Origin of the sequence: Methylomonas sp. EFPC1 (assembly GCF_016925515.1) — a bacterium.
Lineage (GTDB): Bacteria > Pseudomonadota > Gammaproteobacteria > Methylococcales > Methylomonadaceae > Methylomonas > Methylomonas defluvii.
The window spans coordinates 3,447,524-3,470,774 of record NZ_CP070494.1; the positions used below are offsets into that span (position 1 = coordinate 3,447,524).

Below are 23,251 nucleotides of genomic sequence, written 5' to 3' on the forward strand. Positions count from 1 at the left end.
GGGCGCAATTTGCGCCCTTTTTCGTTTGATTAATCCGACGAAAGTTATGCGAGTTTGTTCTTAATAAAGTCGACGAGTTTATCAAATTCAACATTCTGGCTTTCTTTGTCCGTGCGGCCTTGATATTCGACGGTACCGCTATCCAGGCCACGGTCGCCGATGACGATCCGGTGCGGAATGCCGATCAGTTCCATATCCGAGAACATGAATCCGGCTCGAACCTTTCTGTCGTCCAACAACACTTCGATACCGGCATCCGTTAAATCTTTATAGATTTTCTCGACCGTATCAATCAAACGATCAGACTTATGCATATTCATTGGGCAAATCGCCACTTGAAATGGCGCCAGCTCATTGGGCCAGATAATGCCGCGCTCATCGTGGCCTTGTTCGATGGCCGCCGCAACCACCCGCGAGATACCAATCCCATAGCAGCCCATGATCATGATCTGGTTTTTACCGGCTTCGTTAATGATAGAGGCGTTCATCGCTTCACTGTATTTTGTACCCAGCTGGAAAATATGCCCCACCTCGATACCTCTAGCAATGGTAATTTGCCCTTTGCCGTCGGGACTCGGATCACCTTCGACCACCATGCGCAAATCCGCAATCTGCTCTGGCAATGCTAAATCGCGCTGCCAATTGACACCTTGATAATGTTTGCCGTCTTGGTTGGCTCCGCAAATAAAGTCGGACATCAGGATTACGCTGCGGTCAGCGATGATCTTTATGCTCAGGCCGATAGGACCTATCGAGCCGGGTTTGCAGTGACAGGCGCCGAGAATTTCTTCATCACTGGCAAATTGTAATGGCGACAGTACACCGTCGATTTTTTCGACTTTAATCGGGTTTAATTCGTGATCACCCCGCAGCAGCAAGGCAACCAAGCTGGCGTCCTCACCTCTGACAATCAAGGTTTTCAGGCACTGTTTGGCATCGATCTTAAAAAATCGGCTGACGTCTTCGATGCTATGCTGATTTGGTGTATCAACCAAAACCATAGTTTGAGTCGGCTCGGCGCGTATCCCTTCAGGCATTAGAGCTTCGGCTTTTTCGACATTCGCGGCATAATCGCTGGCGGTGGAAAAAGCTATCGCATCTTCGCCGGATTCGGCAAGTACGTGGAATTCGTGGGAAACCGCGCCGCCAATTGAGCCGGAATCGGCTATCACGGCCCGGAATTTCAAACCAAAGCGGTTAAAAATATTGGTGTAGGCTTGATACATTACGTCGTAAGTCGCCTGTAACGATTCCTGATCGAGATGGAAGGAGTAAGCGTCTTTCATGATAAATTCGCGTGAACGCATCACACCAAAACGAGGACGAATTTCATCGCGGAATTTACTCTGAATTTGATAATAAGTGATAGGCAGCTGTTTGTAGCTTTTCAACTCATGACGAGCGAGGTCAGTAATAATTTCTTCGTGCGTCGGACCCAGACAAAATTCGCGGTCGTGGCGATCTTTCAGCCGTGCTAATTCCGGCCCGTATTTTTCCCAACGCCCGGTTTCCTGCCATAGCTCTGCAGGTTGTAAGGCCGGCATCAGTACTTCCAGACCGCCCGCTTTATTCATTTCCGCACGTACAATGTGTTCAACTTTACGCAATACCCGCAAACCCAGTGGCAGCCAGGTGTAGACGCCCGCGGCAAGTTTACGGATCAAGCCGGCGCGTATCATGAGTTTGTGGCTGGCTATTTCGGCGTCGGCCGGTATTTCTTTGACGGTACTAAGAGGAAATTGGGAAGTGCGCATATTGGCCCTGAAGTTGTTTTATCAAAACCGCTATTTTAACGGCTAAACGCCAAAACCACGAATCAACGACACTATTTGAGTCTATCCTACTAACTTTTAGCATTGCTGTTGTTGATGAAATTTGGGAAACTTGACCTGATAGAAGCCCCAGAAAAAGGAAGTTATGATTAAAGTATTGCTGGTTGATGATCATGAGCTTGTCAGAAGCGGTATAGAAGCTTTGTTGGCAGCTGAAAAGGATATTGTGGTGGTCGCCGTCTGTAATTGTGGCGAGGAGGCTTTGCGGATTGTCGAACAAGAGCCGCCCGATGTCATTTTGATGGACATTAATATGCCCGGCATAGGCGGGTTTGAAGCGTGCCGGCGCATACTGCAATCGCAGCCATCGATTAAAATCATCGCCTTGTCGGTGCATAACGACGGCCCCATACCGCAACAACTGCTGAAATTGGGTGTGGTCGGCTTTGTATCCAAGGCTTCGCCGGTCAGCGAAATGGTGGCGGCAATTAAATCGGTAATTTCCGGTAAGCGCTATTTGTGCCAGGATGTGGCCAGTAATTTGGCTTTTCAGTTTTTGCCAGGCGCGGATGTCTCGCCTTTTTTACAGCTTTCCCAGCGTGAGGCTGAAGTAGTACGTCTGATTTTGCGCGGCAGGAGCATTCAGGAAATGTCGGAGGCTTTGCAACTGAGCGACAAGACTATCAATACCTATCGCTATCGCTTGTATCGCAAGTTGAATATAAAAAACGATGTGGAATTAACCAGGCTGGCGGTCAAATTTAATTATTTGGATGCCCTTTAAATAGCAGGGATGCGTGTTCGGCTAACGCACATCCCTGAAATACTTAGACCAAGGTGCGGGCTTTGGTAAAAGCTTCCCGAAAATCCAGAAATACCGGTTTCTCAGCTTCCAGCATCATTTTCAACAATTCGTGTTGTAACTGGTATTTAACATTCCCTATCGCCAGCGCGCCGACACCGACGGCATTAGTCGATTGATTTGCCAAGGTTAATGGTGCCGATAAATCGTTTAACTCTATGCCTTCTATACCTGATGGCGGTACGGCATTAACATCACCGGCTACTTTCAACTGCTTGGCTTGCGCCAGAACGGCCGCATTGATAACTCGAATACCGGCCTTTGCCGTGCAGAATACTAAGTCTGCATCGGCTATTAACGCGGCTTTTTCTTCGTCATTGCGGGCAACTCCGCCACTCATGGTGGCACCAAAACGCCGGTTGTATTGTTTGGCCGCGTCTTTTGCGGAATCTATTGATAGATGATCCACCAAGATTGTTTCCGCGCCTTGCAACGAGGCTATCACGCCGGTGGCGATGCCGACCGGACCGGTGCCGCCGAACACTACCGCTTTACTGCCCTTCAATTCCTTACCATGATGTTGTTTAAGCGCCTTTTCCACGCACGCCACCAAAGCTGCTGCGGTGGTGCAAGCGCCGCTCGGATCGGCAAATACTGAAACCTCAAACGGCGGCACCATGGCCGGCTTGGTGGCTTGCAACATATCGATCGCCATGCCCATATCCCTGCCGCCGATAAAGATTGCGGTTTTCTTACTGGCCGACGGACTACGCGAAAAAATCGCATCTTGGGTCAAATTGTGAATAGTCTCCAATTTAACGTTGGAATACGGCATCAGCACATCAAAGCCTGCGTCGAGTGCCATGTTAATGTCAAACGGACTGTTGTTTGGCATGGGGTCGAACATGTGAAGTATGCTGCGTTTTGCCATTTTTTACCTTACCCTCTGTGATAGGCAGACTTTGGGGAGCTTAGCTAATTACTTAGAAGATTTGATGAATTCGCGAGCGACTTCAAAAGCGTGTTCGAAATGTAAGAATAGCGGTTGATCGCTTTCCAGCATTCTTTTCAGCAAACGACTTTGCGCTTGGTATTTGATGTTGCCTATCGCTAGCGCGCCTATGCCTACCGCACCGCTGGTGGATCCGGCCAACGGTTTGCCGTTATCGAACGCATCCACACCGGCAATACCGGCCGGCGGCACCGCGTTGACATCAGCGGCTACTTTCAATTGCGCAGCTTGGGAGATTAATTCTGTGCTGAGCAATTCAATGCCGGCCGCACCCGTTGCAAAAACCACATCGGCGGTTTTCATGTATTCGGTCTTATCGGCGTCGGCGCCTGCCAGCACTGTAATTTTGCCATCGCCAAATTCTTCGCTGCATAGCTCTGCGGTGCGCTCGGCTTTATCGAGTTGCCTACCGATGATTCGGACTTTAGCGCCCGCTTGAGCGGCAATCACCGCAGCCGCTTGACCGACCGGACCAGTACCGCCCAAGGCGATCACGTTTTTACCTTCCAGCGTGGTGTCGAATTTTTCAGCCAGTTCTTTTTCAACTGCTGCGACCATGCCGGCTGCCGTGGTGAATGCGCCGCTAGGATCGGCGAATACCGATACTTCGAAAGGCGGGACCATGGAATTCTTGGCCATTTTCAACATATCCATTGCTTGCTTGGTCTCCCGGCCACCGATAAAGATGGCGGTGCGCAACAGACCTTTCGGGCTGCGCGAAAAAATAGCATCTTGGACCAAGCCCCTGACTTCGCTGGGTTCAACATTGATGTAGGGGATTGCTGAAATCCAGCCGGCGTCCATCGCCATATTGACGTCGAACGGGCTTAAGTTCTTGGCTGTAGTCAGCATGTGCAGGATAAAGGGTTTTTCCATGATGGCCTCTTATAATTTGATTAGCCGGTAAGTATAAAAGAAAAGGCAAGACGATAACAATTTTAGGCTAAATGCCGAATTGCGCATTATTTTAAGCGCGCCGGCACATGCGGCTCGATAGCGTGGTACATCAATTGATGCATCTTGGGGTTACCAACAATGATATTGCCGGATTGTAAGTATTTGTCGTTAAAGGAAAAATCTGTGGCGACACCACCAGCTTCCTGCACCAGCAACACGCCGGCAGCAATATCCCATTCCTTCACGCCGATTTCCCAGTACGCATCCAGACGACCGCAGGCCACGTAAGCCATGTCCAGTGCGGCGGCTCCGGCGCGGCGGATACCTGCTGAGTCGGCACAAACGGCTTTAAACATGCCCAAGTAGGGTTCGATATTTTCCATGGTTTTAAATGGAAAACCCGTGCCAATCAGGGCGCCGCGCATACTGCTTTGTTTGGTGACCCGGATTTTGCGATTGTTCAACATAGCGCCGCCGCCGCGTTCGGCAGTGAAAAGTTCGTCGCGGCTAGGGTCGTAAATCACACCCAACTCTAGTTTATTTTTGTTTTTTAGCGCTATAGACACGGCATATTGTGGAAAGCCGTGTAAAAAATTAGTGGTGCCATCCAAAGGGTCAATTATCCAGGTGTAGTCGTTACCTTTGTGTTCGCCGCTTTCTTCGGCCAGAATGCCATGGTCGGGAAATGCTGCGCGAATGACTTTGATAATTTCCTGCTCGGCGGCCCGATCAACCTCGGAGGCGTAGTCATTACGGCTTTTTTGATCGATAGTGAGTTTCTCGATATTTTGTGAAGAGCGTTGGATTAGGTCGCCGGCGTTCCGCGCTGCGCGGACGGCAATATTAAGCATCGGGTGCATAGATCGAATTGATAATGAGCAGTTAGAAAACTCGGATAGGATAGCAAATTTTGCTAGAATCGCTGCTTTTTTAGCCGCAGAGGCCGCGCATTGCTATCCCATTTTAAAGTGGTTTTAGTGGAGACTTCCCATCCCGGCAACATCGGTGCGGTGGCTAGAGCCATGAAAAATATGCAGATGGACCAACTGCGCTTGGTGTCTCCAAAAAGCTTTCCGCATGCCGATGCCACGGCCAGAGCGTCCGGGGCCGACGATGTACTTAGATCGGCAACTGTCTTCGATTCTTTACAAGATGCCATCGCCGATTGCCAGGTAGTATTGGGCTCCAGCGCACGCGATAGAACCATCAGCTGGCCAAGCTTGACTGCCAGGCAAACCGCCGAAAAATGGGTGGGTGCATTGCCGAAACAAAATATCGCCTTGGTGTTCGGCCGGGAAAATTCCGGTTTAAAAAACCATGAATTGGACTTATCTCATTATTTGTTGCGGATTCCGTGCAACACAGAATATAGCTCGCTGAACTTGGCGGCGGCAGTGCAAGTTGTGTGCTACGAGCTATTCGTCGCATCCGGCCAGGAAATGGTCAGCAATGTGGGCGATATGGGTGAAGAACCTCTGGCGACAGCCGAACAGATGGAAGCCTTTTATGTGCATCTCCATCAGACCATGGCGGATATTGGTTTTCTGCACCCGGAGCGTTCTAAATCAATCATGCGTCGCTTGCGGCGCATCTTTAATCGGACCCAGCTTGATACCAAGGAGCTGGATATCCTGAGGGGCATACTGCGCTTCTCGCAAAATCACAACGGCAAATAACCCCATGCTGGCCAGACTCAAAGAAGATATTAACTGCGTATTTGCCCGAGACCCGGCCGCGCAGTCGGCTTTTGAAGTGATAACCACCTACCCTGGCTTTCACGCCGTACTGATTCACCGTTGCAGCCACTGGTTATGGTTGCGTGGCTTTAGGTGGGCCGGTCGTTATGTATCGTTCTTGGGCCGGTGGTTAACCGGTATCGAAATTCATCCCGGCGCCCAAATCGGCCGGCGGTTCTTTATCGACCACGGCATGGGTGTAGTGATAGGTGAAACTGCCGTGATTGGGGACGATTGCACGCTATATCATGGCGTGACCTTGGGCGGCACCAGCTGGAACAAGGGCAAGCGTCATCCGACCCTGGGCAATGGCGTAGTAATAGGGGCTGGGGCCAAGGTGCTGGGACCGATTGAGGTCGGCGATGGCGCGAGAGTCGGTTCGAATTCAGTAGTAGTAAAATCGGTACCCATGGGAGTAACGGTAGTTGGGATTCCCGCACATATCGTCGACCCAAAAGCCAAACAAGAAAAAGCCCGGCGCGATGCAATGGCACAGAAAATGGGTTTCGACGCATACGGCGCCACGGGTGATATGCCGGATCCCATCGCCAATGCCATCAATCTGATGCTTGACCATATCCATCAGCTCGATAAACAAATAGCCGATATGCAACAGGTATTGAACGATGCCGGCATTAATTGCCATCGCCAGGCCATGTCGGCTTTGGATGATTGTGAAATTAAGGATAAGCAATAACGCTGTCAGGTATTTTCTGATACTGAATGCTCGAACGCTGGTCATCGGCGTGATTCAAACTGAGTAGCGTATGCTTTAAGCTTCTTGCAGAGCCGCGAGAGTTCAACCCCGCAAATTCCCAACGAGTTCAAGCTGTAAAACGCTTGATCTGTCCTCAGAATTGAAAAATATGTGTTACAGCTTGTCTGTGTTTAATACCTCAAGAACCACTTACGATTGAATACTTGACCAAATTACTGGGTTTATTTATAGTCAGCATTATTTTCATTAGTTTGTAAGGGGTTTGAAATGCGGCTTACCACAAAAGGGCGTTACGCGGTCACCGCGATGCTGGATTTGGCTTTTCACAGTCAAGCCAACCCGGTTACTTTGACTGACATTGCGACTCGACAAACCATCTCCTTGTCTTATCTTGAACAATTGTTTGCTCGTTTACGCAAGGCCGGCATGGTCAAAGGCGTACGAGGACCCGGTGGCGGTTATACGCTCAGCCGTAGCGCCCGGGATATTAACATCGCTGACATTATCGAAGCAGTCGACGAACCTGTCGATTCGACCAAATGCGGTGGCAAGGCCAATTGCCACAACGACGAACCTTGCCTGACACACGATTTGTGGATGGGTTTAAGCGAGCAAATTCGCGCGTACTTAAAAGAAATTAGTCTTGGACAATTGCTTGAACGCGATTTTGTCAGCGACGTGGCAAAAAGACAGAGCAAGCACGTGGAGCATGTCATTGAAATGCAACCCCGCCAGGAAAAGCGCATTGCTTAATGATCTACCTGGATCATAACGCCACTACCCGCTGCGATGAGCGGGTGGTGGAAGCGATGTTGCCGTACTTGCAGGGTATGTATGGCAATCCATCCAGTCTTTACAAGCTTGGTCGCATAGCCCGCAGTGCGATAGATACAGCCCGGGAACAAATCTCTGCACTTATCGATGCGCCAGCAGCAGGAATAGTTTTTACCAGCGGCGGTACGGAAGCCAACGCACAGGCACTGGCAAATGCTCGCGGAGTGGGACTGGCTATTTCAACTATTGAGCACCCTTCCATTTTCGAAAACGCCGAATATCACCAGCAATGTTTCCGGCAATTGCAAACACTTGCGGTAGACGTTACGGGATCTGTGTCGCTAGCCTCGTTGCATCAAGCAAATTGGCATGCCGGTGATCTGGCATCGGTGATGTTGGCGAACAATGAAACTGGGGTTATTCAGGACGTTGCTGTCATCGCCGAACGTTTGGCTGCGCAAGGTGTCAACCTGCATACCGACGCAGTCCAGGCCCTGGGTAAAATACCATTTTCGTTCAGAAAACTGGGTGTTAAATTGATGAGTTTATCCAGTCACAAAATATACGGACCAAAAGGCTGCGGTGCGTTGGTGGTTGCGGAAGATTTTGTTTTAAAGCCCTGGCTGCGCGGGGGCGATCAGGAGCATGGCTCGCGGGCCGGCACGGAAAATGTGGCGGCGATAGTGGGTTTTGGCAAAGCAGCGGAATTGGCTAAGGCGGAAATGAACGCAAGGGAAGCTCGCATGCTGGCGCTGAGAATGCGTTTGGAGCAAGCTCTACGCACCATTCCGGGCTTGGCGATATTTGCCGAACACAGCAAAAGATTGCCGAATACCGTGCAGTTTGGTATCCCCGGCATTAGCGGCGAAATGTTGTTAATGCAGTTGGATCAGCGCAATGTCGCCGTTTCCAGCGGCTCCGCCTGCTCAGCGTCGTCCGGCGAGATCAGCCCGGTGTTGACGGCTATGGGAGTGGAAGCCTCCTTGGCTAAATCGGCTATCCGCGTCAGTTTGGGTAAAGACAACCAAGAAACCGAAATCGATCAATTCGTCGATGTGTTAAAAACATTGATAGCAAATTAATTAGGAGAATGAGCAATGGCTATTACCGTGACCGAAAGTGCCGCCCGGCAAATCCAAAAACAGTTACAAAAGCGCGGCACAGGCTTAGGCTTGAGATTGGGCGTAAAAACTTCCGGATGCTCCGGCTATGCCTATGTGTTGGATTATGCCGATCAGGCCGAAGCCGATGAGGTGGTATTCGATCAACACGACGTAAAAGTGCTAGTAAAACAGGCTGATTTGGATAAATTGAGCGGCATTGAGCTGGATTATGCCAAGGAAGGTTTTAACGAGGCCTTTAAATTCAACAACCCCAATGTAAAAGGGACTTGCGGTTGCGGGGAGAGTTTTTCGGTTTAGCTTATAAAAACGCCGGCTTTGCAATCTCAATAAAGCCGGCGTCATCGGCATTTATTTCATATTAGCGCCGCAGTTTCCTTCCATTTTTTTACCGTCAGCGGCTTTGTCGGCGGCTGGAGCAGCCGGTTTGTTACCAGCACACTTGCCTTCGGTAACGGCTTTGCTATCAGTGCTTTTTTTCATCATAGCCGCGCCGCATTTGCCTTCACCGCAAGAACCGTCTTTCATTTTATCGGCACCCGCTTCAGGTTTCGCTTCGGCAGTCAGCATATAGCCTGAGCTCAACTCCGACAACGCAAACGGGTTGCTGTCAGCTTGAGCAAAATTGCCCGCCAGCGTTGGCAGCAGAGATGCGCCGATTGCAATGGCGAACGGGGTTTTGTTGATTTTCTTCATACTATCTCCTGTGGAAAAAACGAATTGTTCTAATAATCGGTTTGCAACCGGAGCCCTGCATTTCCGGCAACTGGCCTGTTGTTAATATCACAAAAAAGCCTTGTAAAGTAAAGGCAGGAAGATTACGCCAATCGGCAGTATACTCTCGCCCGAAACGACTTATTTCCGCAACCTGCCTATACGCTATCCGGCACAACCATGACTTCGAAAACACCGATTGCCCAACTGGGAGCCGAGGTATTGCGGCAGCAGGCGCAGCCTGTTGACGACTTTGCCTGCCCGGAGTTCCATAAACTGATTGAAACCCTGCATGAGACTATGCTGGAGGCTAATGGTGTTGGCATAGCCGCCCCGCAATTGGGTGCTTCCCGGCAAATTTTGATCATCGCTTCCCGGCCGACAGCCCGTTATCCCCATGCTCCGGAAATGCCACCGATTCTGATGGTCAATCCAAGTTTTAAGATTGTCGATAACTCATTGCATAAAGACTGGGAAGGCTGTTTAAGCGTGCCGGGTATCCGGGCGCTGGTGCCGCGTTACCGGGCTATCGAAGTGCAATATCAAGATCAGCAAGGTGAACCCCACCGTTTGGCCTTGCAGGATTTTCCAGCCCGCGTCTTCCAACACGAGTTCGATCATCTATTGGGATTGGTCTATCTGGATAGGGTGGAAAATAACCAAGATATTATCGCCGAAACCGAATTTTTCAAACGCATTGCCGCATAGGAGCCAACTGAATGAAGTTTGTGTTGTTGTTAATGGGCCTATTGACCAGTTACAGCAGTGTGGCTGCGCCGCCGTTGTCTTTCAGCCAAGTGGCGCCGGGCATCTATCTGCATACCTCAGCACATCATTGGCCTGATCGAGATAATCACGGCGAGATTGCCAATATCGGCTTTATTGTTGGTGAGCGCTGCGTAGCGGTGATCGATAGCGGCGGCAGTCCACAACAGGGGGCCGCGTTGCGAAATACCATCAAGCAAGTGACCACCAAACCGGTTTGCTATGTGATCAACACCCATGTGCATCCCGACCATATCTACGGCAATATCGCTTTCAAGGGACCGGGCGTGCAGTTTGTCGGCCATCATAAGCTGGCGCGGGCCATGGCCACGCGCGGCGACCATTATCTCGGTCGCGCAGCGGAATTGCTGGATATTCAAGTTAATCACGACAACATTATTCCGCCCGATATAGAGGTGAATGACAGCATGACCCTGAACATCGGTAATCGTGAACTGCTGCTGACCGCCCATCCCAGTGCGCATACCGATAACGATTTGAGCGTTTACGACAAAACCACCGAGACTATGTGGCTGGCCGATCTGTTGTTTTTGGAGCATATTCCGGTGATAGACGGCAGCATCAAAGGCTGGTTGTCGGAGATGGCTCGCTTGGAGAAAAATCACTATAAATTAGTGGTGCCCGGCCACGGGCATTTGGTGAAAGATTGGCCGGCTAGTCTACAGCCGCAAAAAGCCTATTTGAATAGTCTGGCTACCGAAGTACGGACTATGATCAAACTGGGCAAAACCCTCGAGCAGGCTGTGAATACCGTCGGCCTGCCTGCTAAAAAAAATTGGCAGCTATTTGAACAATTCCACCGCAAAAACGTGACCATCGCGTTTGCCGAGCTGGAATGGGAAGATTAAACAAAGGAGATTAAAAGCATGCACAAACCTTATAACGCTATTTTTCTGCTGGCTTTAATGATATTGCCGGCCATCGCGGTTGCCGAAGGTGACGACATTACCTGGAACACGGTTTTGAAAAGCCAGTTTTTCGCCGGTAAAAATATCGACGAATCCAATGAGGTTATCGAATTGGATGCCCCTTATCGGGCAGAAGATCCGGCGATTGTACCGGTTAAAGTCACCAGCAAATTTGCGCAAAGCAAAGATAAATACATCAAAAAAATCTGGCTGTTCGTCGATAAGAACCCGTTTCCATTTGTTGGTGAATTCGAGTTCTTTCCAGAGAGCGGCAAAGCCGATTTGGCTCTGCGTGTACGGGTCAATACCTACAGCGATATTCGCGCGGTTGCCGAAACCAATGACGGCAAGTTCAGCATGACCAAAAAATTTGTCAAAGCCAGCGGCGGCTGCTCGGCACCGATTGGTGCGGATCTGGATGAAGCCATGAAGCGGCTGGGCAAAGTTAAGTTTCGGCTCGACGACGGCATTCAAAGCGGCCAACCGGCTTTGACGCAATTAATGATCAGCCACCCCAACCTGACGGGTATGCAGATGGATCAAATGACCCGATTCATCCGAAAATCGCACTTTATCGATCAACTAAAAGTGACTTTTAACGACAAGCCCGTGCTTAACGCCAAAATCGATATTGCGATCAGCGCCGACCCTAATTTCCGCTTCTACTTTGTGCCGGATAAGGCCGGCGAGTTAAAAGCCGAATTTACCGATGTCTCCTGTGAATCGCCCACCAGCCGAAACGTCTGCAATAAAGGCGGCAGCTACTCGCAAAGTTATACGGTAAGCCCTTAATGACCCGTTCGCCAATCAGAGGCATTTTGTTGGGATTGGGCATGCTGGTATTTGCCGGCGATGCGCTTGCGCTGCGCTGCGGACATAAATTGGTCCAGGTGGGTGATTATAAAGCCGAAGTCTTGGACAAATGCGGGGAACCGGATTCGGTCGAACAGCGCCGCGCAATCCGCGGCAGCCGCTTACGGCATCCCTACGGCGCGTTGGAGGTAGATCAATTTGAAGAGGTGCTGATCGAAGAATGGATTTACAACTTCGGGCCACGCAAGTTTCAGCAGTTGCTGGAGTTTGAAGATGGGGAGTTGAAAAAAATCAGCAATTTGAGTTACGGATACTAAAGCGCAAGGTTTTCAGCCCTGACCCAACCTCAAAAAAGCCCCCGCCGAGAAGGCGGGGTTAGCAGGATTGCCACAGGAGAGCACATCTCACCGAGTTTTCGGTAAACCATCAAACTATCTTGCAGTCGTTACACACTACATACCGTGCTGAGCCGGGACGCTGAAACTGCCGAAATGCATCGGCGCACCGGGCATTAACAGATTCTCTTGCACCGCCAGCCTGGGTTTTTGCCAATACCCAGCCGCCGCCGGCCTTCCCAGGAAATAACCTTGCAGTAATTTGCCGCCGGCATCCAAGGCAATATCCAGCTGTACTTCGTTTTCGATGCCCTCAATGATCGCTTGCGCGCCCAGGGCCTGGATGATTTCGATTAATTTGGGCAACACCCGGCGGATCTTGGCATCGGTTTGCGCTTGATGGATGATGCTTAAATCCAGTTTCACAAAGCTGGGCGATAAGCGCCACAAGCGATCCAGATTGGAATGCCGGCTACCGAAGTTATCAATAGCCACCTGGAAGCCGCGGTCGCGGTAATTGTCCACCGCTTCCAGCAACTGTTGATCGGCTTCCACCGCGTTTTCCATGATCTCCAACACCACCCTTGTAGTCGGCACCGAATGCAGATGCAGAATGTGTTCGAACACCTTGCCGTGCGTATTCACGCTGACCAGCAATTTGGGATGTACGTTTAAAAACAGCAAGCCCTTATCCGCCGGCAGATTCAGATAATTCAGCATGTGCAGGGTTCTAGCCACCCTATCCAGCTTCACCAATTTGCCCTGGTTGTCCGCCCAACTGAACGCAAAATCCGGACTCACGGCTTCCAAGCCGGTGGAAGTGCGCAGCAAGGCTTCGTAGCCGAGCAATCCCTGGGATTTACCGGCATCGAATATCGGTTGAAACTCGCTGCGCAATTTCAGGCCTATGAATCGGCTCAGTACTTCCTGTTGCTCGATTTCCAGTTTGAATTCGTCCAAATCCAGATACAAGGCCCGTTCCAAATCGTCACGGAGCAATTCGATGGTATTTTCCACCATGGCTACACCCTCCTCTGCCTAAACCTTCTTAGCGCCCGTAAATTTTGTCAAACACGCCGTTATCGTCGAAGTGTTCTTTTTGAATCAAGCCCCAGCCACCCAATTGGCCTACGCTAACCAATTCCAAAGTCGGGAATTGTTTGGCGTATTTGGCTGCGATGTCTTTGTCGGTGGGCCGGTAGAAATTTTTGGCGATAATCCCTTGGGCTTCTTTGGTGTAGAGATATTTCAGGTATTCGATCGCCAGATCCTGGTTACCATTCTTTTTCGCCACTGCTTCGATCACCGCGACCGGCGGTTCGGCCAGGATACTGAACGGCGGGGTGACGACTTCGAATTTATCGGCGCCGAATTCTTTGAGCACCAAATATGCTTCGTTTTCCCAGGTAATTAAAACATCGCCGATTTCGCGTTCGGCAAAAGTAGTGGTGGAGCCGCGCGCACCGGAGTCGAGGACCGGCACGTTTTTAAACAGCTTCTCCACAAAAGCCTTGGCGGCGTCCTTGCTGCCGTTTTTCTTTTCCGCGAACGCCCAGGCCGCCAGGTAGTTGTAGCGGGCACCGCCGGAGGTTTTCGGGTTGGGGGTGACGACGGAGACGCCGTCCTTAATTAAATCGTCCCAGTTTTTGATAGCTTTGGGATTGCCCTTGCGCACCAGGAACACGATAGTCGAGGTGTACGGCAGGCTGTTGTTGGGCAGTTTGCTTTGCCAATCTTTGGGTAACAGATTGGCTTTCTCGTGAATTTGATCGATGTCGCCGGACAGAGCCAAGGTCACCACGTCGGCTTCCAGGCCGTCGATCACGGCGCGGGTTTGCTTGCCGCCGCCGCCGTGTGATTGCTGGATACTAACGTCTTCGCCGGTTTTGGTTTTCCAGTATTGGGTAAACAGTTGGTTATATTCTTTATACAACTCGCGGGTCGGGTCGTAAGACACGTTCAGCAGGGTGCGTTCGGCCAGCGCATTGCCGCTGAGGGCCAGGGCGATGCCGAAGAGTAAGGGCTTGAAGGTATGGGTGAATCTCATGGGTACTCCTGAAAAAAAGTTATCGATCTGCTTGCGGCAAGCTGAATGTTGGTTGACCACGGGGCTTATGCTACGCAAAGCCGATAACCAACAAAAACGATATAATTAGAATTAAATATCTTATATTGCGATATTTAATTCCGGATACAGGCAACCCTGACGCATGGCCAGGTTCGCCGTAAACCAAGGTTTTCAGGAAAATTCCGGCAAAGCGGCGAGTAAGGCGTTCGCCGGCTGGTGCCATACCAGAACAAAAAGCAGCGGGAAGCCCAAGCCTCCCGCCGATGAGCAAGGTCAAACCCCAGCTATCTTACGCCGCCCTACCGTCGCCAATCCGGCCAGCGCGCTGCCGAATAGCCATACAGCGCCGGGAATAGGCACTTGCGAGACCGTGATGGTATTGCCCACCAAGGAAAAATTTAGCGTATCGGAACTTAAGGTCAGCCGATAATCGCCATGATCGCGGGCGGGAAGCCCGGTCGGTAAGGTCAAGTTGTCGTTAGTATTGATACCGGCGACGGCTTCACTGGTCGATAAGGTGTAATCGGCCACCAGGTATAAATAATTACCGGCTTGCAAGGTGACGTTAAACGCCGGATCACGTAAGAAAAGCGAACCATCCGCCGAACCGTCGGTATTTGTCAAAATCGGCTGATTGCTGCTATCGGGGCAGTGATTGCCATCGGAATCGTCGCAACGCGCCAACATGTCGCCGGCATCCAGCAAGCCGTCATCCCGGTAGATATAAGTATCCGGGTCCAGAAAAGTAATTTCACCGTCGTTGTTCAGGTCGACTTCCTGATAACCGGCGGTGGATGTTTGCTTTTGCGTGGCCTCATAAGCCAACACATCAACTTTGAATGTACCGCCGCTAAGCATATTGATTTTCCAAGTATCGTAAGTAGTGCCGCCACTTACTTTATAAATGGTGCCTGACACTTGCAGTGTATTTGCTTGGGCCTCGGCAAAGAGCGCACACCCTGCCAATCCGGCGACACCGATTGATTTTATTAGTTTATTCACGATTACAACCTTTATGTTGATTGAAGTTAAAGCGCGTAGGGATCTTGATTTTAGGAGCCTCTAAAAATTCGCCGTTCCCTCGTCTTTGAAAGCAGGTAGGCCGCGGCGTACTTAGTTTGCTAAGTTGCCTATAGAAACGAGTATGAATTATCGGAAGTCCTGCATCGTGTTAGCCGTTTCCACGCCTATGGCTAAGCACGGCGATCCCTATACAATATTCAGACCACAAAACATTTTTGTTTAAATACAGAAAGATACGTAGATGACCAGTATTAATGCGCGGTGAATTTTCCGTGAAATAACTTACGCACAACGTTATTTGCCACAATTTATGCCCTTTGGGTATCTGCATAGGCATGACGGATTTTTGGGTTTAGCTGAAGCCGCTTATTAACCCGGCCCACAAATATCGTCGCTCCGGCCAACGCGGGAATAGCGGAACCCGGTATTTTAAGGGTCTACTGAATAAGTCAAAGAGAGGGTGCGCAGCCGCTGATGAAAACTGCTTGGGCAGAGGTTCCTTCAATCAGAAAACTTCGGTATTTCTCCGTTTCCCGCGCACCAGCCAGCCAAACCCGCCGAGTACGGAAAGAAACAGGGAAAACGCCCCCGGCAAAGGCACCGGTGCCGATTGCAGCGGGCTCATATGCCAGGCCAACGCATAATCCCAGCTGAACGGACTGGCTTCGCCGGATTTGACCCGCAATTCGTAGTCATGACCGGTGACCAATCTAAGCCACAGGTTCTCGCTGTTGTCGGCGCTGCTCGCCGAGAAAGCGGCGATGTTTTGCGCCGTGGCGTCGAATAACTCCAGATTCAGATCGTATAAAGTGGTTGTTAGATTCAGATCGTTCGATACCCCAAGGTTCCAAACCAAAGACGCCTGCAAATTCAAAGCCGTCGCGGCGGCGAATTTGTATGTCGCCAAACTATTACTAGCCAAGCCGCCGAACGCCGTATCGACATCGAATCCAGCCAAGCCGATGCCGTTTGCCGCACCGCCATCTTCCAGGCTATCTTGTTCGCCACCGGCGATGATTTGGTAACTATGCAAAATATTCAGTTGGCCGGCACCGAATCTATCATCCAGGCCGTTCAGTGTTTGATGCCCGCTGCGGCGATAGTCGACGATGTTGTCCGTGGTTGAAGTATTCTGCGTCGCTCTGTCGGCACCAGCCAGCAACGCAGCTTTAACGGTTTCGGCGCGTTCAGCGTTGTAAACGGTTCCCACGCCCTCAATATTAATCGATCCCTGCGATAAATTAGCCCCACCCTTGTGGCCGGTCTCAACTAATAACGCGGCAGCAGCGGCTACTATGGGTGTGGCTCCGCTAGTGGTGGTTTGCGGCGCCACTAAATCGGGGCGCGTCCGCCCCGATATATATAACGAGTCGACCGCATCGGATCCTCTATCCTGCCTACCGTCCGTGCGCCCCACTGCAATTGCATTGTAAGCGCTGCCCAACAGCGGCGAGTCGCTGAGGCCATTGTGCATACCAACCACCTGGATGAATTGGTTGCGCTGCACCTGTCGATCAACTAGGCGCAGAATCATCGCCGTTTCCGGCACGGTGTCGCCTTTGCCGACCCAGCTATGGTTAGCAATTCGACTGGCGTTGAAGGGAGTCAAGGCCGTCGGACTAATCAGACTATCGATCCAGGCGTTGGCATCATAACTGGCGATGTTGCCGATGCCGTTGGCAATGGAATCCTTACCGTAAAATCTGGCACCGACGCTGTCAGCATGTCCCGATGGTGCGGTACTGGCTTTTTTTCCCGGAAAACTGAACGTCTTACCGGCGAATTGGGTGTTACGAATATTCGGCGCATAGATGGGGTAATCCGAGTGATCCCGCGATTCGACTAATGACGCTTCGGCGTGAACCACATTGACACCAGCGCCGGTCGGCGTGTTTGCACCTAATTGTGTGAGCAAGGCTTGATAGCCGATGTCGGCTTTGTAATCAGCGGCGACAGCGGATGCGAAAAACAACATCGGAAACAGATAAAACCCAGGCTTTTTAGTCATTGTTATCACCCTTTTAATCGCTTGAACTGCGGTCAACGCTATCCGGTCGTTCCGAAAATTACCGCGCAGCAAGCGGGATAAAACTGGCCGTCCGACTCGTGGCGGCACCGGAATGTGGCGCGCACTGAGCGCATCTAACGTCCCAGCACTGGATATGCCGGTCAACCGCAACTATAGACCAGATACCAAGTCTTGCCGGATGCGCGTTGTCCGTTGATTTTGGTGATTACAGCATTCCGGAAGGGAAGGCTCTGAATGTCCGGTGTAGATTGTTCCTAACCTTGGAAATTGCGGCGGCCGCATGAAGAATGGGACTCCCGCCTGCGCGGGAGTGACGATGTTTGACGGCCGAATTAATTAGCGATTAATGAATGCGAATCAGATAGCCGTCGGTTTTTTCACAACCGGGTTTGCTGTGGGCGGTAATACTCAAGCGCGCAAATCCACCTTCTATAGGTCTATCCACTTTGCCCTTTATCTCCAAGCGGCCACTAGGTTGTTGGGTGATTTGCAGTTGCTTTGAGGTGAAATGGTATTTGGTTTCGCCGGCACTCACGTTAACCACCACCGATGTCAGTGTGGTGTTCGCGGAAGCCATAAACGAAAACTCGCTGAACGATTGCAAATATTTATTGGTTGCCGGCTGAAACTCCGAAAACACCGGTTTATCGCAGTGCTGAGAACTCTGGCTGCTGCCGTAGGCATGTGCCGCAGTGCCGCTCAAACTCAACAAAGTGGCAGCAGCAATTTTTAATACCATGATCATTATTTTCTCCGAGGCGTGGTTATAAGAATAGTTATGCCCTTAGCTTACCAATAAAACCGCACATTGCTGGCGTTCAATTCAATCAAGCAAACGCCAGCGCCCCCACTATGGCTGGCACGCTATGCATACTCAATTATAAACCCGGCCCTATTTAACACGGGTACACCGTTCGGACTGAGCGCGTCGAAGCCTTATGCCGCGCGTCCTTCGACACACTCAGCCCGAACAATATTTAAGATTCGGGGCAATAAAAAGTGTGACGAAAAGCACACATATAGTTCTTATGAAAACAAATTAAGTTCTAATCAGAACCATAGTCTGGTAGACTTTACCCACACTATCAATTGAAACGAAGCTCTCGAAACATAAGTTCGTTTTGATCCTGAAGTGCCGAGGCGCAAGCCGCTATCGATTTATTTTTTCTGGTTTACCGAGGCTAACATCATGATGTCATGCAAAAAATTCATAACTTTCTCTATCGCAATCTCCCTTATCAGCGCGCTGAGTTTTCCGGTCTCCGCGGCGACTTTTAGCCACGAAGAAGTAAGAGCCGCTCTGGAAAGTACCATTTCCAAAGTCAAAGCGTCCATCTCCGCAGTAGAAAACGGCGCAGACAAGGAAACGGTAGCCGAGCTGGTCAGCCATGCCAAACAACAGCAAAAAGACATCGAGAACAACGATCTCGAAGTCAAACGCCAGCATGCCGGTAAACGCCTGAATACCGCCTGGAAAGCAGCCCGCGGCGGCGATTTGCAATTGGCCGGCGAATCCTTGAAAGACGCTTTAAGTCGCTACGAGGAAATGCACACGCTTTATATTTCCAGCCATTAAGCCGCGTAAAACCGCCGGTTGAGCCACGCCTCAAAGGGCCGAGCGGCGCACAAAATCGGGGCGTTTTGTGTACAAATTGGACACAGGCTAGAGCATTGTAGGGCTCAAGCTGTATGTAAAGACTGCCATTTACGACCCGCATTGCGGATAACGCCGGCGCATTTGATGCGCGTGCGTCGGCCTTGGACCTATGTTCCAAGCGTTTTCTTACCTCCGAAAAGAAAAACGTGACAGTTAACTTGTTCGCCAACTGGCGAAGCGGTGATGCGGGTCTTTTTTATATCGAATTAATGGCGCAAAAGTTGCTGATTTTTTATGTCGAACCAGGGCTCTCTATTCTCGCCTGATTCGATGCGGCAAACGTCCGTGCATCAATCCAAGTCTTGCCGAAGCGTATCACTTGAACCTTGCATCCTAAACAGGAGATCGCAATCATGAAAAAGCTCTTCATCGCTCTATCCGTAACCGTTGGCATTGCTATCTTGATGTTCGCGGTATTCAATCCCAGGCTGTCTTCCTACAATTCGCAAAACGACATTTCCTATTCCGATTTCATCAAGGATGTGCGCAGCAAATCTGTTGCCGAAGTAGTGATCGACGGCAGATCCATCGACGGCCGCCGCCATAACGGCACCCGCTTTGCCACTTACAACCCTGGTGATGCGCGGATCATAGACGATCTTTTGGAATATGACGTCAAGATCAAAGTCGAGCGGCCTGAGACGCAATCCACCCTGACGCAACTGTTATTCTCTTGGGCCCCCACTTTGCTGCTGATCGGGGTATTGATCTATTTCATGCGTAAGCAGCAACAGGGTGCCGGCGCGCAAAACGGCTTTGGTAAAAGTCGGGCCAAATTGATGACTGAAGATCAAGTTAAGATACGATTCAATGATGTGGCCGGCGCCGAGGAAGCCAAACAGGACGTGGCTGAAATGGTCGATTTCCTGAAAGATCCGGGCAAATACGAAGCTTTGGGGGGCAAAATTCCGCGCGGCGTGTTGATGGTGGGCCCTCCCGGTACCGGTAAAACCCTACTGGCTCGAGCGATTGCCGGCGAGGCTGGCGTACCGTTCTTTTCCATCTCGGGTTCCGACTTCGTGGAAATGTTCGTCGGTGTCGGCGCCTCCCGGGTAAGAGATATGTTTGAGCAAGCTAAAAAGCGCGCGCCCTGCATTATCTTTATCGATGAAATCGACGCCGTCGGTCGCCAGCGCAGTAGCGGCGGTAATATCGGCGGCGGCGAAGAACGCGAACAAACTCTTAACCAGTTATTAGTGGAAATGGACGGCTTCAGCGGCAACGAAGGGATTATCGTCATCGCCGCGACCAACCGGGTCGATGTGCTGGACAAAGCTTTGCTGAGGCCGGGCCGTTTTGATCGCCAAGTGCAAATCGGCTTGCCCGACATCAAAGGCCGCGAACAAATTCTCAAAGTCCACGCCACCCGCGTTCCCTTGGCGGACGATGTGAATATCACCGACCTGGCGCGCGGCACACCGGGTTTTTCTGGCGCCGAACTGGCCAATCTGATTAACGAAGGCGCCTTGTTCGCTGCCCGTAACAACCAACGGGAAGTGACGATGCACAACCTGGACAGCGCCCGCGACAAAGCCATCATGGGTGCCGAGAAACGCACCATGATCATGAGTCGCGAGGATTTGCTGATGACGGCCTACCATGAAGCCGGCCACGCCATCGTCGGCCGTTTGATGCCTGAGCACGACCCGGTTTACAAAGTCAGTATCATGCCGCGCGGCGGCGCGCTGGGCATTACCATGTTTCTGCCGGAACACGACCAATACAGTGCCTGCAAAGATAAACTGGAGGGCCAAATTTCCAGCCTGTTCGGCGGTCGGATTGCCGAGGCCTTAATTTACGGCAAAAACAAAGTCACCACCGGCGCCTCAAACGACATTCAGCGTGCTACTCAATTGGCCCGGAATATGGTGACCAAGTGGGGCTTATCTGATCGCCTGGGTCCCATGGATTGCGGCGACAACGACAGCGGATTTATGGGTTCAACCAAACCGATGTCCGAGCAAATGGCCCGCCTGATCGATCATGAAATCAGACAAACCCTGGCGAATAACTACAGACGCGCCGAAGCCATCCTGAAAACGCATATGGATATTCTGCACAATATGGCGCAAGCCTTGCTGGATTGGGAGACGCTGGACAAATATCAGATCGACGAGCTGATGCAGGGCCGCAAGATCGCACCACCCAAGGCAGCCCAGCCGGCAAAACGGCACTCCGACAACGGCAAATTGCCCAGGCCGACCACTGAAACGGTCGCTCCTATCGGCAAAATACCGGCTTTGTCGTGATCTCAAGACCTGACAGCCCCTTCGCACAGCAAATTTCGGCAGATCCTCTCTCTCCCCGCCGGCAGGGCTTGGGCGAGGGATCAAAAAACCGAAATTTGACGTGCGACGACTTTATAAAACTTAACTGCATCAATGAACTGTTTCTCGCCGGCCCCAAATAAATGATAGAGTCGGGTTTAAACAATACAGCAATGACCAGAGGATTTTTTCCAAATTAGAGTGATTCGACAACCCAATAAACGCTTGAAAAAATTCGTTTCCAATTCGGCACTATCGGCTTACTTAGCGCCAAGCTATCGCAGCGCGGCGACTGCAACATTGACAGTGTTGACAGCCTGCAGCGTGCCGACGCCGCTACCGCATGCAGAAAACACTCCGCCAGTCCCCGCCCAGTCGGCTGTGTCTTGGCGCGCTTATCAAGCCCAAAACCGGCCGCCAGCACCTGATACATCCAGTCCCAGCGCTGTGGACGCCGGAATCGATATCCAACAAACCTACGATTTACCGGCCTTGGTGGATTTGGCTTTACGCACCCATCCGGAAACCCGGATTAGCTGGGAGGAAGCAAAAGCCGCTGCCGCGCGCCTGGAAAGAAATCGCAGTACCTGGTATCCAACGCTAACGGCAATGGCATTCGGCCAACATTTTACCAGCAGCTTTCCCATCCCCGGCAGCGCGCTGGTCAGCAACGGTTACGCGGCGTTCGCCAGTTTGGATTTGGCATGGACCTTATTCGATTTCGGGCGCCGGGAGGCACTGGTCGATGCCGGTACGGAGCGTCTGACCGCGGCTAATTTTGCCTTCGACCGTAAACACCAGGAAATTGCCTATCGGGTGGCCAGCAGTTTTTTTGCCTATCAGGCCGCCTTGGCCAAGGTGACGGCGGCGCAGCAAACGTTCGAGTCGGCCAAGACCAACGCCGACTCGGTGCAAGCTAAACTCAAACAAGGCCTAGCCACCAAGCCCGACTTGTTGCTGGCCTTGCAAGAGCAGGCAAAATCCAGTTATGACTTGCAAGATGCGCGTGGCTCGGTGACTCAGGCACGCGCCGATTTGACCAATAATTTGGGTATTTCGCCGGCATATAGCCTGCATCTGGTTGACCTGAGCCAGCTGCCCTTACCCGCCGAACTGGCGCAATCGGTGGAAAAAATCGTCGATCAGGCCTTGGAACAACGACCCGATTTGCTGGCGCGCCTCGCCGAATTGCGCGCCCGCGAAGCGGAGGTTAAAAAAGCCAGAGCGGAATTCTGGCCGAAAATATCGCTACGCGGCATGGTCGGCAATCAATACTGGGGTGACGTGCAGACCAAACCGAGCGGCGGAGAGAATTATTCCGCCAACGCCATGGTCGATACGGCCATGTTGAATGTGGAATGGACATTGTTCGACGGTTTTGAACGCAGCAATGCGGTGCGGGAAGCCGAGGCCAAAAGGTCGGCATCCCAAGCCCAGTTGGAGGCCTTGCGTCTGGAAATCATGCGCGACATCTGGAAAGCTTACGCCGACACCAAAACCGCGCTGGAAAAACGCGAGTTTGCCTTGGCGCTGTTGAAAGCCGCCGAAGAGTCCTACGCCGCCACCCAGGAATCCTATACACACGGCTTTTCGACGGTAATCGAACTGTTATCGGCGCAAAAAGATCTGGCGCGGGCCCGCTTTACCGAAATCGACAGTCGTGCGGGCTTATTGCGGTCCGCCGCGACACTGGTTTATGTGTCAGGCAAGCAAAACCAGGACGTGTCAAATGAGCCTTAAACGGCCGTCTTTCATGACCACACAGCCAGTAACCCCAAACCCATGCGCCGGGATGGTCTTGAGCATGAATGAGCTTACG

General features: G+C 51.4%; 23 protein-coding genes. 13 read left to right on the forward strand and 10 right to left on the reverse strand.

Going from position 1 to position 23,251, the window contains the following annotated elements; all coding sequences use genetic code 11:
- Positions 1–44: 44 nt before the first annotated feature.
- Positions 45–1,754: a proline--tRNA ligase gene (locus JWZ98_RS15855; RefSeq protein WP_033155450.1), complete on the reverse strand. Its 1,710-nt coding sequence runs from the start codon at positions 1,752–1,754 to the stop codon at positions 45–47.
- Between the two features lie 163 nt (positions 1,755–1,917).
- On the opposite strand from JWZ98_RS15855, the gene JWZ98_RS15860 reads away from it, so the two are divergent.
- Positions 1,918–2,556, forward strand: a complete 639-nt coding sequence (locus tag JWZ98_RS15860; RefSeq protein ID WP_033155451.1) for a response regulator — start codon at positions 1,918–1,920, stop codon at positions 2,554–2,556.
- Between the two features lie 43 nt (positions 2,557–2,599).
- Here JWZ98_RS15860 and JWZ98_RS15865 read toward each other — a convergent pair whose 3' ends face one another.
- The 3 genes from JWZ98_RS15865 to JWZ98_RS15875 all read right to left on the reverse strand — a co-directional run bounded on the left by JWZ98_RS15865 (position 2,600) and on the right by JWZ98_RS15875 (position 5,343).
- Complete coding sequence (locus JWZ98_RS15865) at positions 2,600–3,505, reverse strand: NAD(P)-dependent methylenetetrahydromethanopterin dehydrogenase (RefSeq protein WP_033155452.1); 906 nt, start codon at positions 3,503–3,505, stop codon at positions 2,600–2,602.
- Between the two features lie 48 nt (positions 3,506–3,553).
- On the reverse strand, positions 3,554–4,462 hold the full coding sequence (locus JWZ98_RS15870) for an NAD(P)-dependent methylenetetrahydromethanopterin dehydrogenase (protein ID WP_026603994.1): 909 nt from the start codon (positions 4,460–4,462) through the stop codon (positions 3,554–3,556).
- An 86-nt stretch (positions 4,463–4,548) separates the two neighbouring features.
- A complete protein-coding gene (locus JWZ98_RS15875; protein WP_033155453.1) occupies positions 4,549–5,343 on the reverse strand; it encodes an inositol monophosphatase family protein in 795 nt (264 codons plus the stop codon).
- Between the two features lie 90 nt (positions 5,344–5,433).
- Between JWZ98_RS15875 and JWZ98_RS15880 the strand changes: the two genes are divergently transcribed.
- The 5 genes from JWZ98_RS15880 to JWZ98_RS15900 all read left to right on the forward strand — a co-directional run bounded on the left by JWZ98_RS15880 (position 5,434) and on the right by JWZ98_RS15900 (position 9,132).
- Positions 5,434–6,159 (forward strand): RNA methyltransferase, encoded by a 726-nt coding sequence (locus JWZ98_RS15880; RefSeq protein WP_205450802.1) that lies wholly within the window; start codon positions 5,434–5,436, stop codon positions 6,157–6,159.
- 4 nt (positions 6,160–6,163) lie between these two features.
- Positions 6,164–6,916, forward strand: coding sequence for a serine O-acetyltransferase (gene cysE, locus JWZ98_RS15885; protein WP_171696016.1), 753 nt, complete (start codon positions 6,164–6,166; stop codon positions 6,914–6,916).
- Positions 6,917–7,204: 288 nt separating this feature from the next.
- A complete protein-coding gene (gene iscR / locus JWZ98_RS15890) occupies positions 7,205–7,690 on the forward strand; it encodes a Fe-S cluster assembly transcriptional regulator IscR (protein ID WP_205450804.1) in 486 nt (161 codons plus the stop codon).
- Complete coding sequence (locus tag JWZ98_RS15895; protein WP_205450805.1) at positions 7,690–8,793, forward strand: cysteine desulfurase family protein; 1,104 nt, start codon at positions 7,690–7,692, stop codon at positions 8,791–8,793. The genes iscR and JWZ98_RS15895 overlap by 1 nt, the downstream gene beginning before the upstream one ends.
- 15 nt (positions 8,794–8,808) lie before the next feature.
- A complete protein-coding gene (locus tag JWZ98_RS15900) occupies positions 8,809–9,132 on the forward strand; it encodes an iron-sulfur cluster assembly accessory protein (RefSeq protein ID WP_033155458.1) in 324 nt (107 codons plus the stop codon).
- Between the two features lie 51 nt (positions 9,133–9,183).
- On the opposite strand, the gene JWZ98_RS15905 is transcribed toward JWZ98_RS15900, so the two are convergent.
- A complete protein-coding gene (locus JWZ98_RS15905; protein WP_205450806.1) occupies positions 9,184–9,528 on the reverse strand; it encodes a hypothetical protein in 345 nt (114 codons plus the stop codon).
- Positions 9,529–9,726: 198 nt separating this feature from the next.
- Here JWZ98_RS15905 and def point away from each other — a divergent pair, with 198 nt between their 5' ends.
- From def to JWZ98_RS15925, 4 genes are read left to right on the forward strand one after another with little or no spacing between them, the layout of a single operon-like run.
- On the forward strand, positions 9,727–10,254 hold the full coding sequence (gene def / locus JWZ98_RS15910; protein WP_205450808.1) for a peptide deformylase: 528 nt from the start codon (positions 9,727–9,729) through the stop codon (positions 10,252–10,254).
- Positions 10,255–10,265: 11 nt separating this feature from the next.
- Entirely contained in the window at positions 10,266–11,180 is a 915-nt protein-coding gene (locus JWZ98_RS15915; RefSeq protein ID WP_205450810.1) for a quinoprotein relay system zinc metallohydrolase 2, read from the forward strand.
- Between the two features lie 18 nt (positions 11,181–11,198).
- Positions 11,199–12,032, forward strand: coding sequence for a quinoprotein dehydrogenase-associated SoxYZ-like carrier (locus tag JWZ98_RS15920; protein WP_205450812.1), 834 nt, complete (start codon positions 11,199–11,201; stop codon positions 12,030–12,032).
- On the forward strand, positions 12,032–12,370 hold the full coding sequence (locus JWZ98_RS15925) for a DUF2845 domain-containing protein (RefSeq protein ID WP_101055009.1): 339 nt from the start codon (positions 12,032–12,034) through the stop codon (positions 12,368–12,370). The genes JWZ98_RS15920 and JWZ98_RS15925 overlap by 1 nt, the downstream gene beginning before the upstream one ends.
- A gap of 135 nt (positions 12,371–12,505) precedes the next feature.
- Here JWZ98_RS15925 and JWZ98_RS15930 read toward each other — a convergent pair whose 3' ends face one another.
- The 5 genes from JWZ98_RS15930 to JWZ98_RS15950 all read right to left on the reverse strand — a co-directional run bounded on the left by JWZ98_RS15930 (position 12,506) and on the right by JWZ98_RS15950 (position 18,253).
- On the reverse strand, positions 12,506–13,408 hold the full coding sequence (locus JWZ98_RS15930; protein ID WP_205450814.1) for an EAL domain-containing protein: 903 nt from the start codon (positions 13,406–13,408) through the stop codon (positions 12,506–12,508).
- A gap of 28 nt (positions 13,409–13,436) precedes the next feature.
- Positions 13,437–14,435: a sulfate ABC transporter substrate-binding protein gene (locus JWZ98_RS15935; protein WP_205450816.1), complete on the reverse strand. Its 999-nt coding sequence runs from the start codon at positions 14,433–14,435 to the stop codon at positions 13,437–13,439.
- Between the two features lie 294 nt (positions 14,436–14,729).
- Entirely contained in the window at positions 14,730–15,458 is a 729-nt protein-coding gene (locus JWZ98_RS15940) for a VPLPA-CTERM sorting domain-containing protein (RefSeq protein WP_205450818.1), read from the reverse strand.
- A gap of 526 nt (positions 15,459–15,984) precedes the next feature.
- Positions 15,985–17,487 (reverse strand): hypothetical protein, encoded by a 1,503-nt coding sequence (locus tag JWZ98_RS15945; protein ID WP_205450820.1) that lies wholly within the window; start codon positions 17,485–17,487, stop codon positions 15,985–15,987.
- Positions 17,488–17,851: 364 nt separating this feature from the next.
- Entirely contained in the window at positions 17,852–18,253 is a 402-nt protein-coding gene (locus tag JWZ98_RS15950) for a hypothetical protein (RefSeq protein ID WP_205450822.1), read from the reverse strand.
- Between the two features lie 444 nt (positions 18,254–18,697).
- Here JWZ98_RS15950 and JWZ98_RS15955 point away from each other — a divergent pair, with 444 nt between their 5' ends.
- The 3 genes from JWZ98_RS15955 to JWZ98_RS15965 all read left to right on the forward strand — a co-directional run bounded on the left by JWZ98_RS15955 (position 18,698) and on the right by JWZ98_RS15965 (position 23,172).
- Positions 18,698–19,084 (forward strand): hypothetical protein, encoded by a 387-nt coding sequence (locus JWZ98_RS15955; RefSeq protein ID WP_101055002.1) that lies wholly within the window; start codon positions 18,698–18,700, stop codon positions 19,082–19,084.
- Positions 19,085–19,518: 434 nt separating this feature from the next.
- Complete coding sequence (ftsH, locus tag JWZ98_RS15960) at positions 19,519–21,414, forward strand: ATP-dependent zinc metalloprotease FtsH (RefSeq protein WP_205450829.1); 1,896 nt, start codon at positions 19,519–19,521, stop codon at positions 21,412–21,414.
- 243 nt (positions 21,415–21,657) lie between these two features.
- Positions 21,658–23,172 carry a TolC family protein gene (locus tag JWZ98_RS15965; protein ID WP_240348017.1) on the forward strand — a complete coding sequence of 505 codons (1,515 nt, stop codon included), beginning with the start codon at positions 21,658–21,660 and terminating at the stop codon, positions 23,170–23,172.
- The last annotated feature ends 79 nt before the right edge of the window (positions 23,173–23,251 follow it).

What these genes read in the sequence shown, in the direction of transcription:
- JWZ98_RS15855 (WP_033155450.1), bottom strand. Translation starts at nt 1,754, where the DNA reads ATGCGCACTTCCCAATTTCCTCTTAGTACCGTCAAAGAAATACCGGCC.
- JWZ98_RS15860 (WP_033155451.1), top strand. Translation starts at nt 1,918, where the DNA reads ATGATTAAAGTATTGCTGGTTGATGATCATGAGCTTGTCAGAAGCGGT.
- JWZ98_RS15865 (WP_033155452.1), bottom strand. Translation starts at nt 3,505, where the DNA reads ATGGCAAAACGCAGCATACTTCACATGTTCGACCCCATGCCAAACAAC.
- JWZ98_RS15870 (WP_026603994.1), bottom strand. Translation starts at nt 4,462, where the DNA reads ATGGAAAAACCCTTTATCCTGCACATGCTGACTACAGCCAAGAACTTA.
- JWZ98_RS15875 (WP_033155453.1), bottom strand. Translation starts at nt 5,343, where the DNA reads ATGCACCCGATGCTTAATATTGCCGTCCGCGCAGCGCGGAACGCCGGC.
- cysE (WP_171696016.1), top strand. Translation starts at nt 6,164, where the DNA reads ATGCTGGCCAGACTCAAAGAAGATATTAACTGCGTATTTGCCCGAGAC.
- iscR (WP_205450804.1), top strand. Translation starts at nt 7,205, where the DNA reads ATGCGGCTTACCACAAAAGGGCGTTACGCGGTCACCGCGATGCTGGAT.
- JWZ98_RS15895 (WP_205450805.1), top strand. Translation starts at nt 7,690, where the DNA reads ATGATCTACCTGGATCATAACGCCACTACCCGCTGCGATGAGCGGGTG.
- JWZ98_RS15900 (WP_033155458.1), top strand. Translation starts at nt 8,809, where the DNA reads ATGGCTATTACCGTGACCGAAAGTGCCGCCCGGCAAATCCAAAAACAG.
- JWZ98_RS15905 (WP_205450806.1), bottom strand. Translation starts at nt 9,528, where the DNA reads ATGAAGAAAATCAACAAAACCCCGTTCGCCATTGCAATCGGCGCATCT.
- def (WP_205450808.1), top strand. Translation starts at nt 9,727, where the DNA reads ATGACTTCGAAAACACCGATTGCCCAACTGGGAGCCGAGGTATTGCGG.
- JWZ98_RS15915 (WP_205450810.1), top strand. Translation starts at nt 10,266, where the DNA reads ATGAAGTTTGTGTTGTTGTTAATGGGCCTATTGACCAGTTACAGCAGT.
- JWZ98_RS15920 (WP_205450812.1), top strand. Translation starts at nt 11,199, where the DNA reads ATGCACAAACCTTATAACGCTATTTTTCTGCTGGCTTTAATGATATTG.
- JWZ98_RS15925 (WP_101055009.1), top strand. Translation starts at nt 12,032, where the DNA reads ATGACCCGTTCGCCAATCAGAGGCATTTTGTTGGGATTGGGCATGCTG.
- JWZ98_RS15930 (WP_205450814.1), bottom strand. Translation starts at nt 13,408, where the DNA reads ATGGTGGAAAATACCATCGAATTGCTCCGTGACGATTTGGAACGGGCC.
- JWZ98_RS15935 (WP_205450816.1), bottom strand. Translation starts at nt 14,435, where the DNA reads ATGAGATTCACCCATACCTTCAAGCCCTTACTCTTCGGCATCGCCCTG.
- JWZ98_RS15945 (WP_205450820.1), bottom strand. Translation starts at nt 17,487, where the DNA reads ATGACTAAAAAGCCTGGGTTTTATCTGTTTCCGATGTTGTTTTTCGCA.
- JWZ98_RS15950 (WP_205450822.1), bottom strand. Translation starts at nt 18,253, where the DNA reads ATGATCATGGTATTAAAAATTGCTGCTGCCACTTTGTTGAGTTTGAGC.
- JWZ98_RS15955 (WP_101055002.1), top strand. Translation starts at nt 18,698, where the DNA reads ATGATGTCATGCAAAAAATTCATAACTTTCTCTATCGCAATCTCCCTT.
- ftsH (WP_205450829.1), top strand. Translation starts at nt 19,519, where the DNA reads ATGAAAAAGCTCTTCATCGCTCTATCCGTAACCGTTGGCATTGCTATC.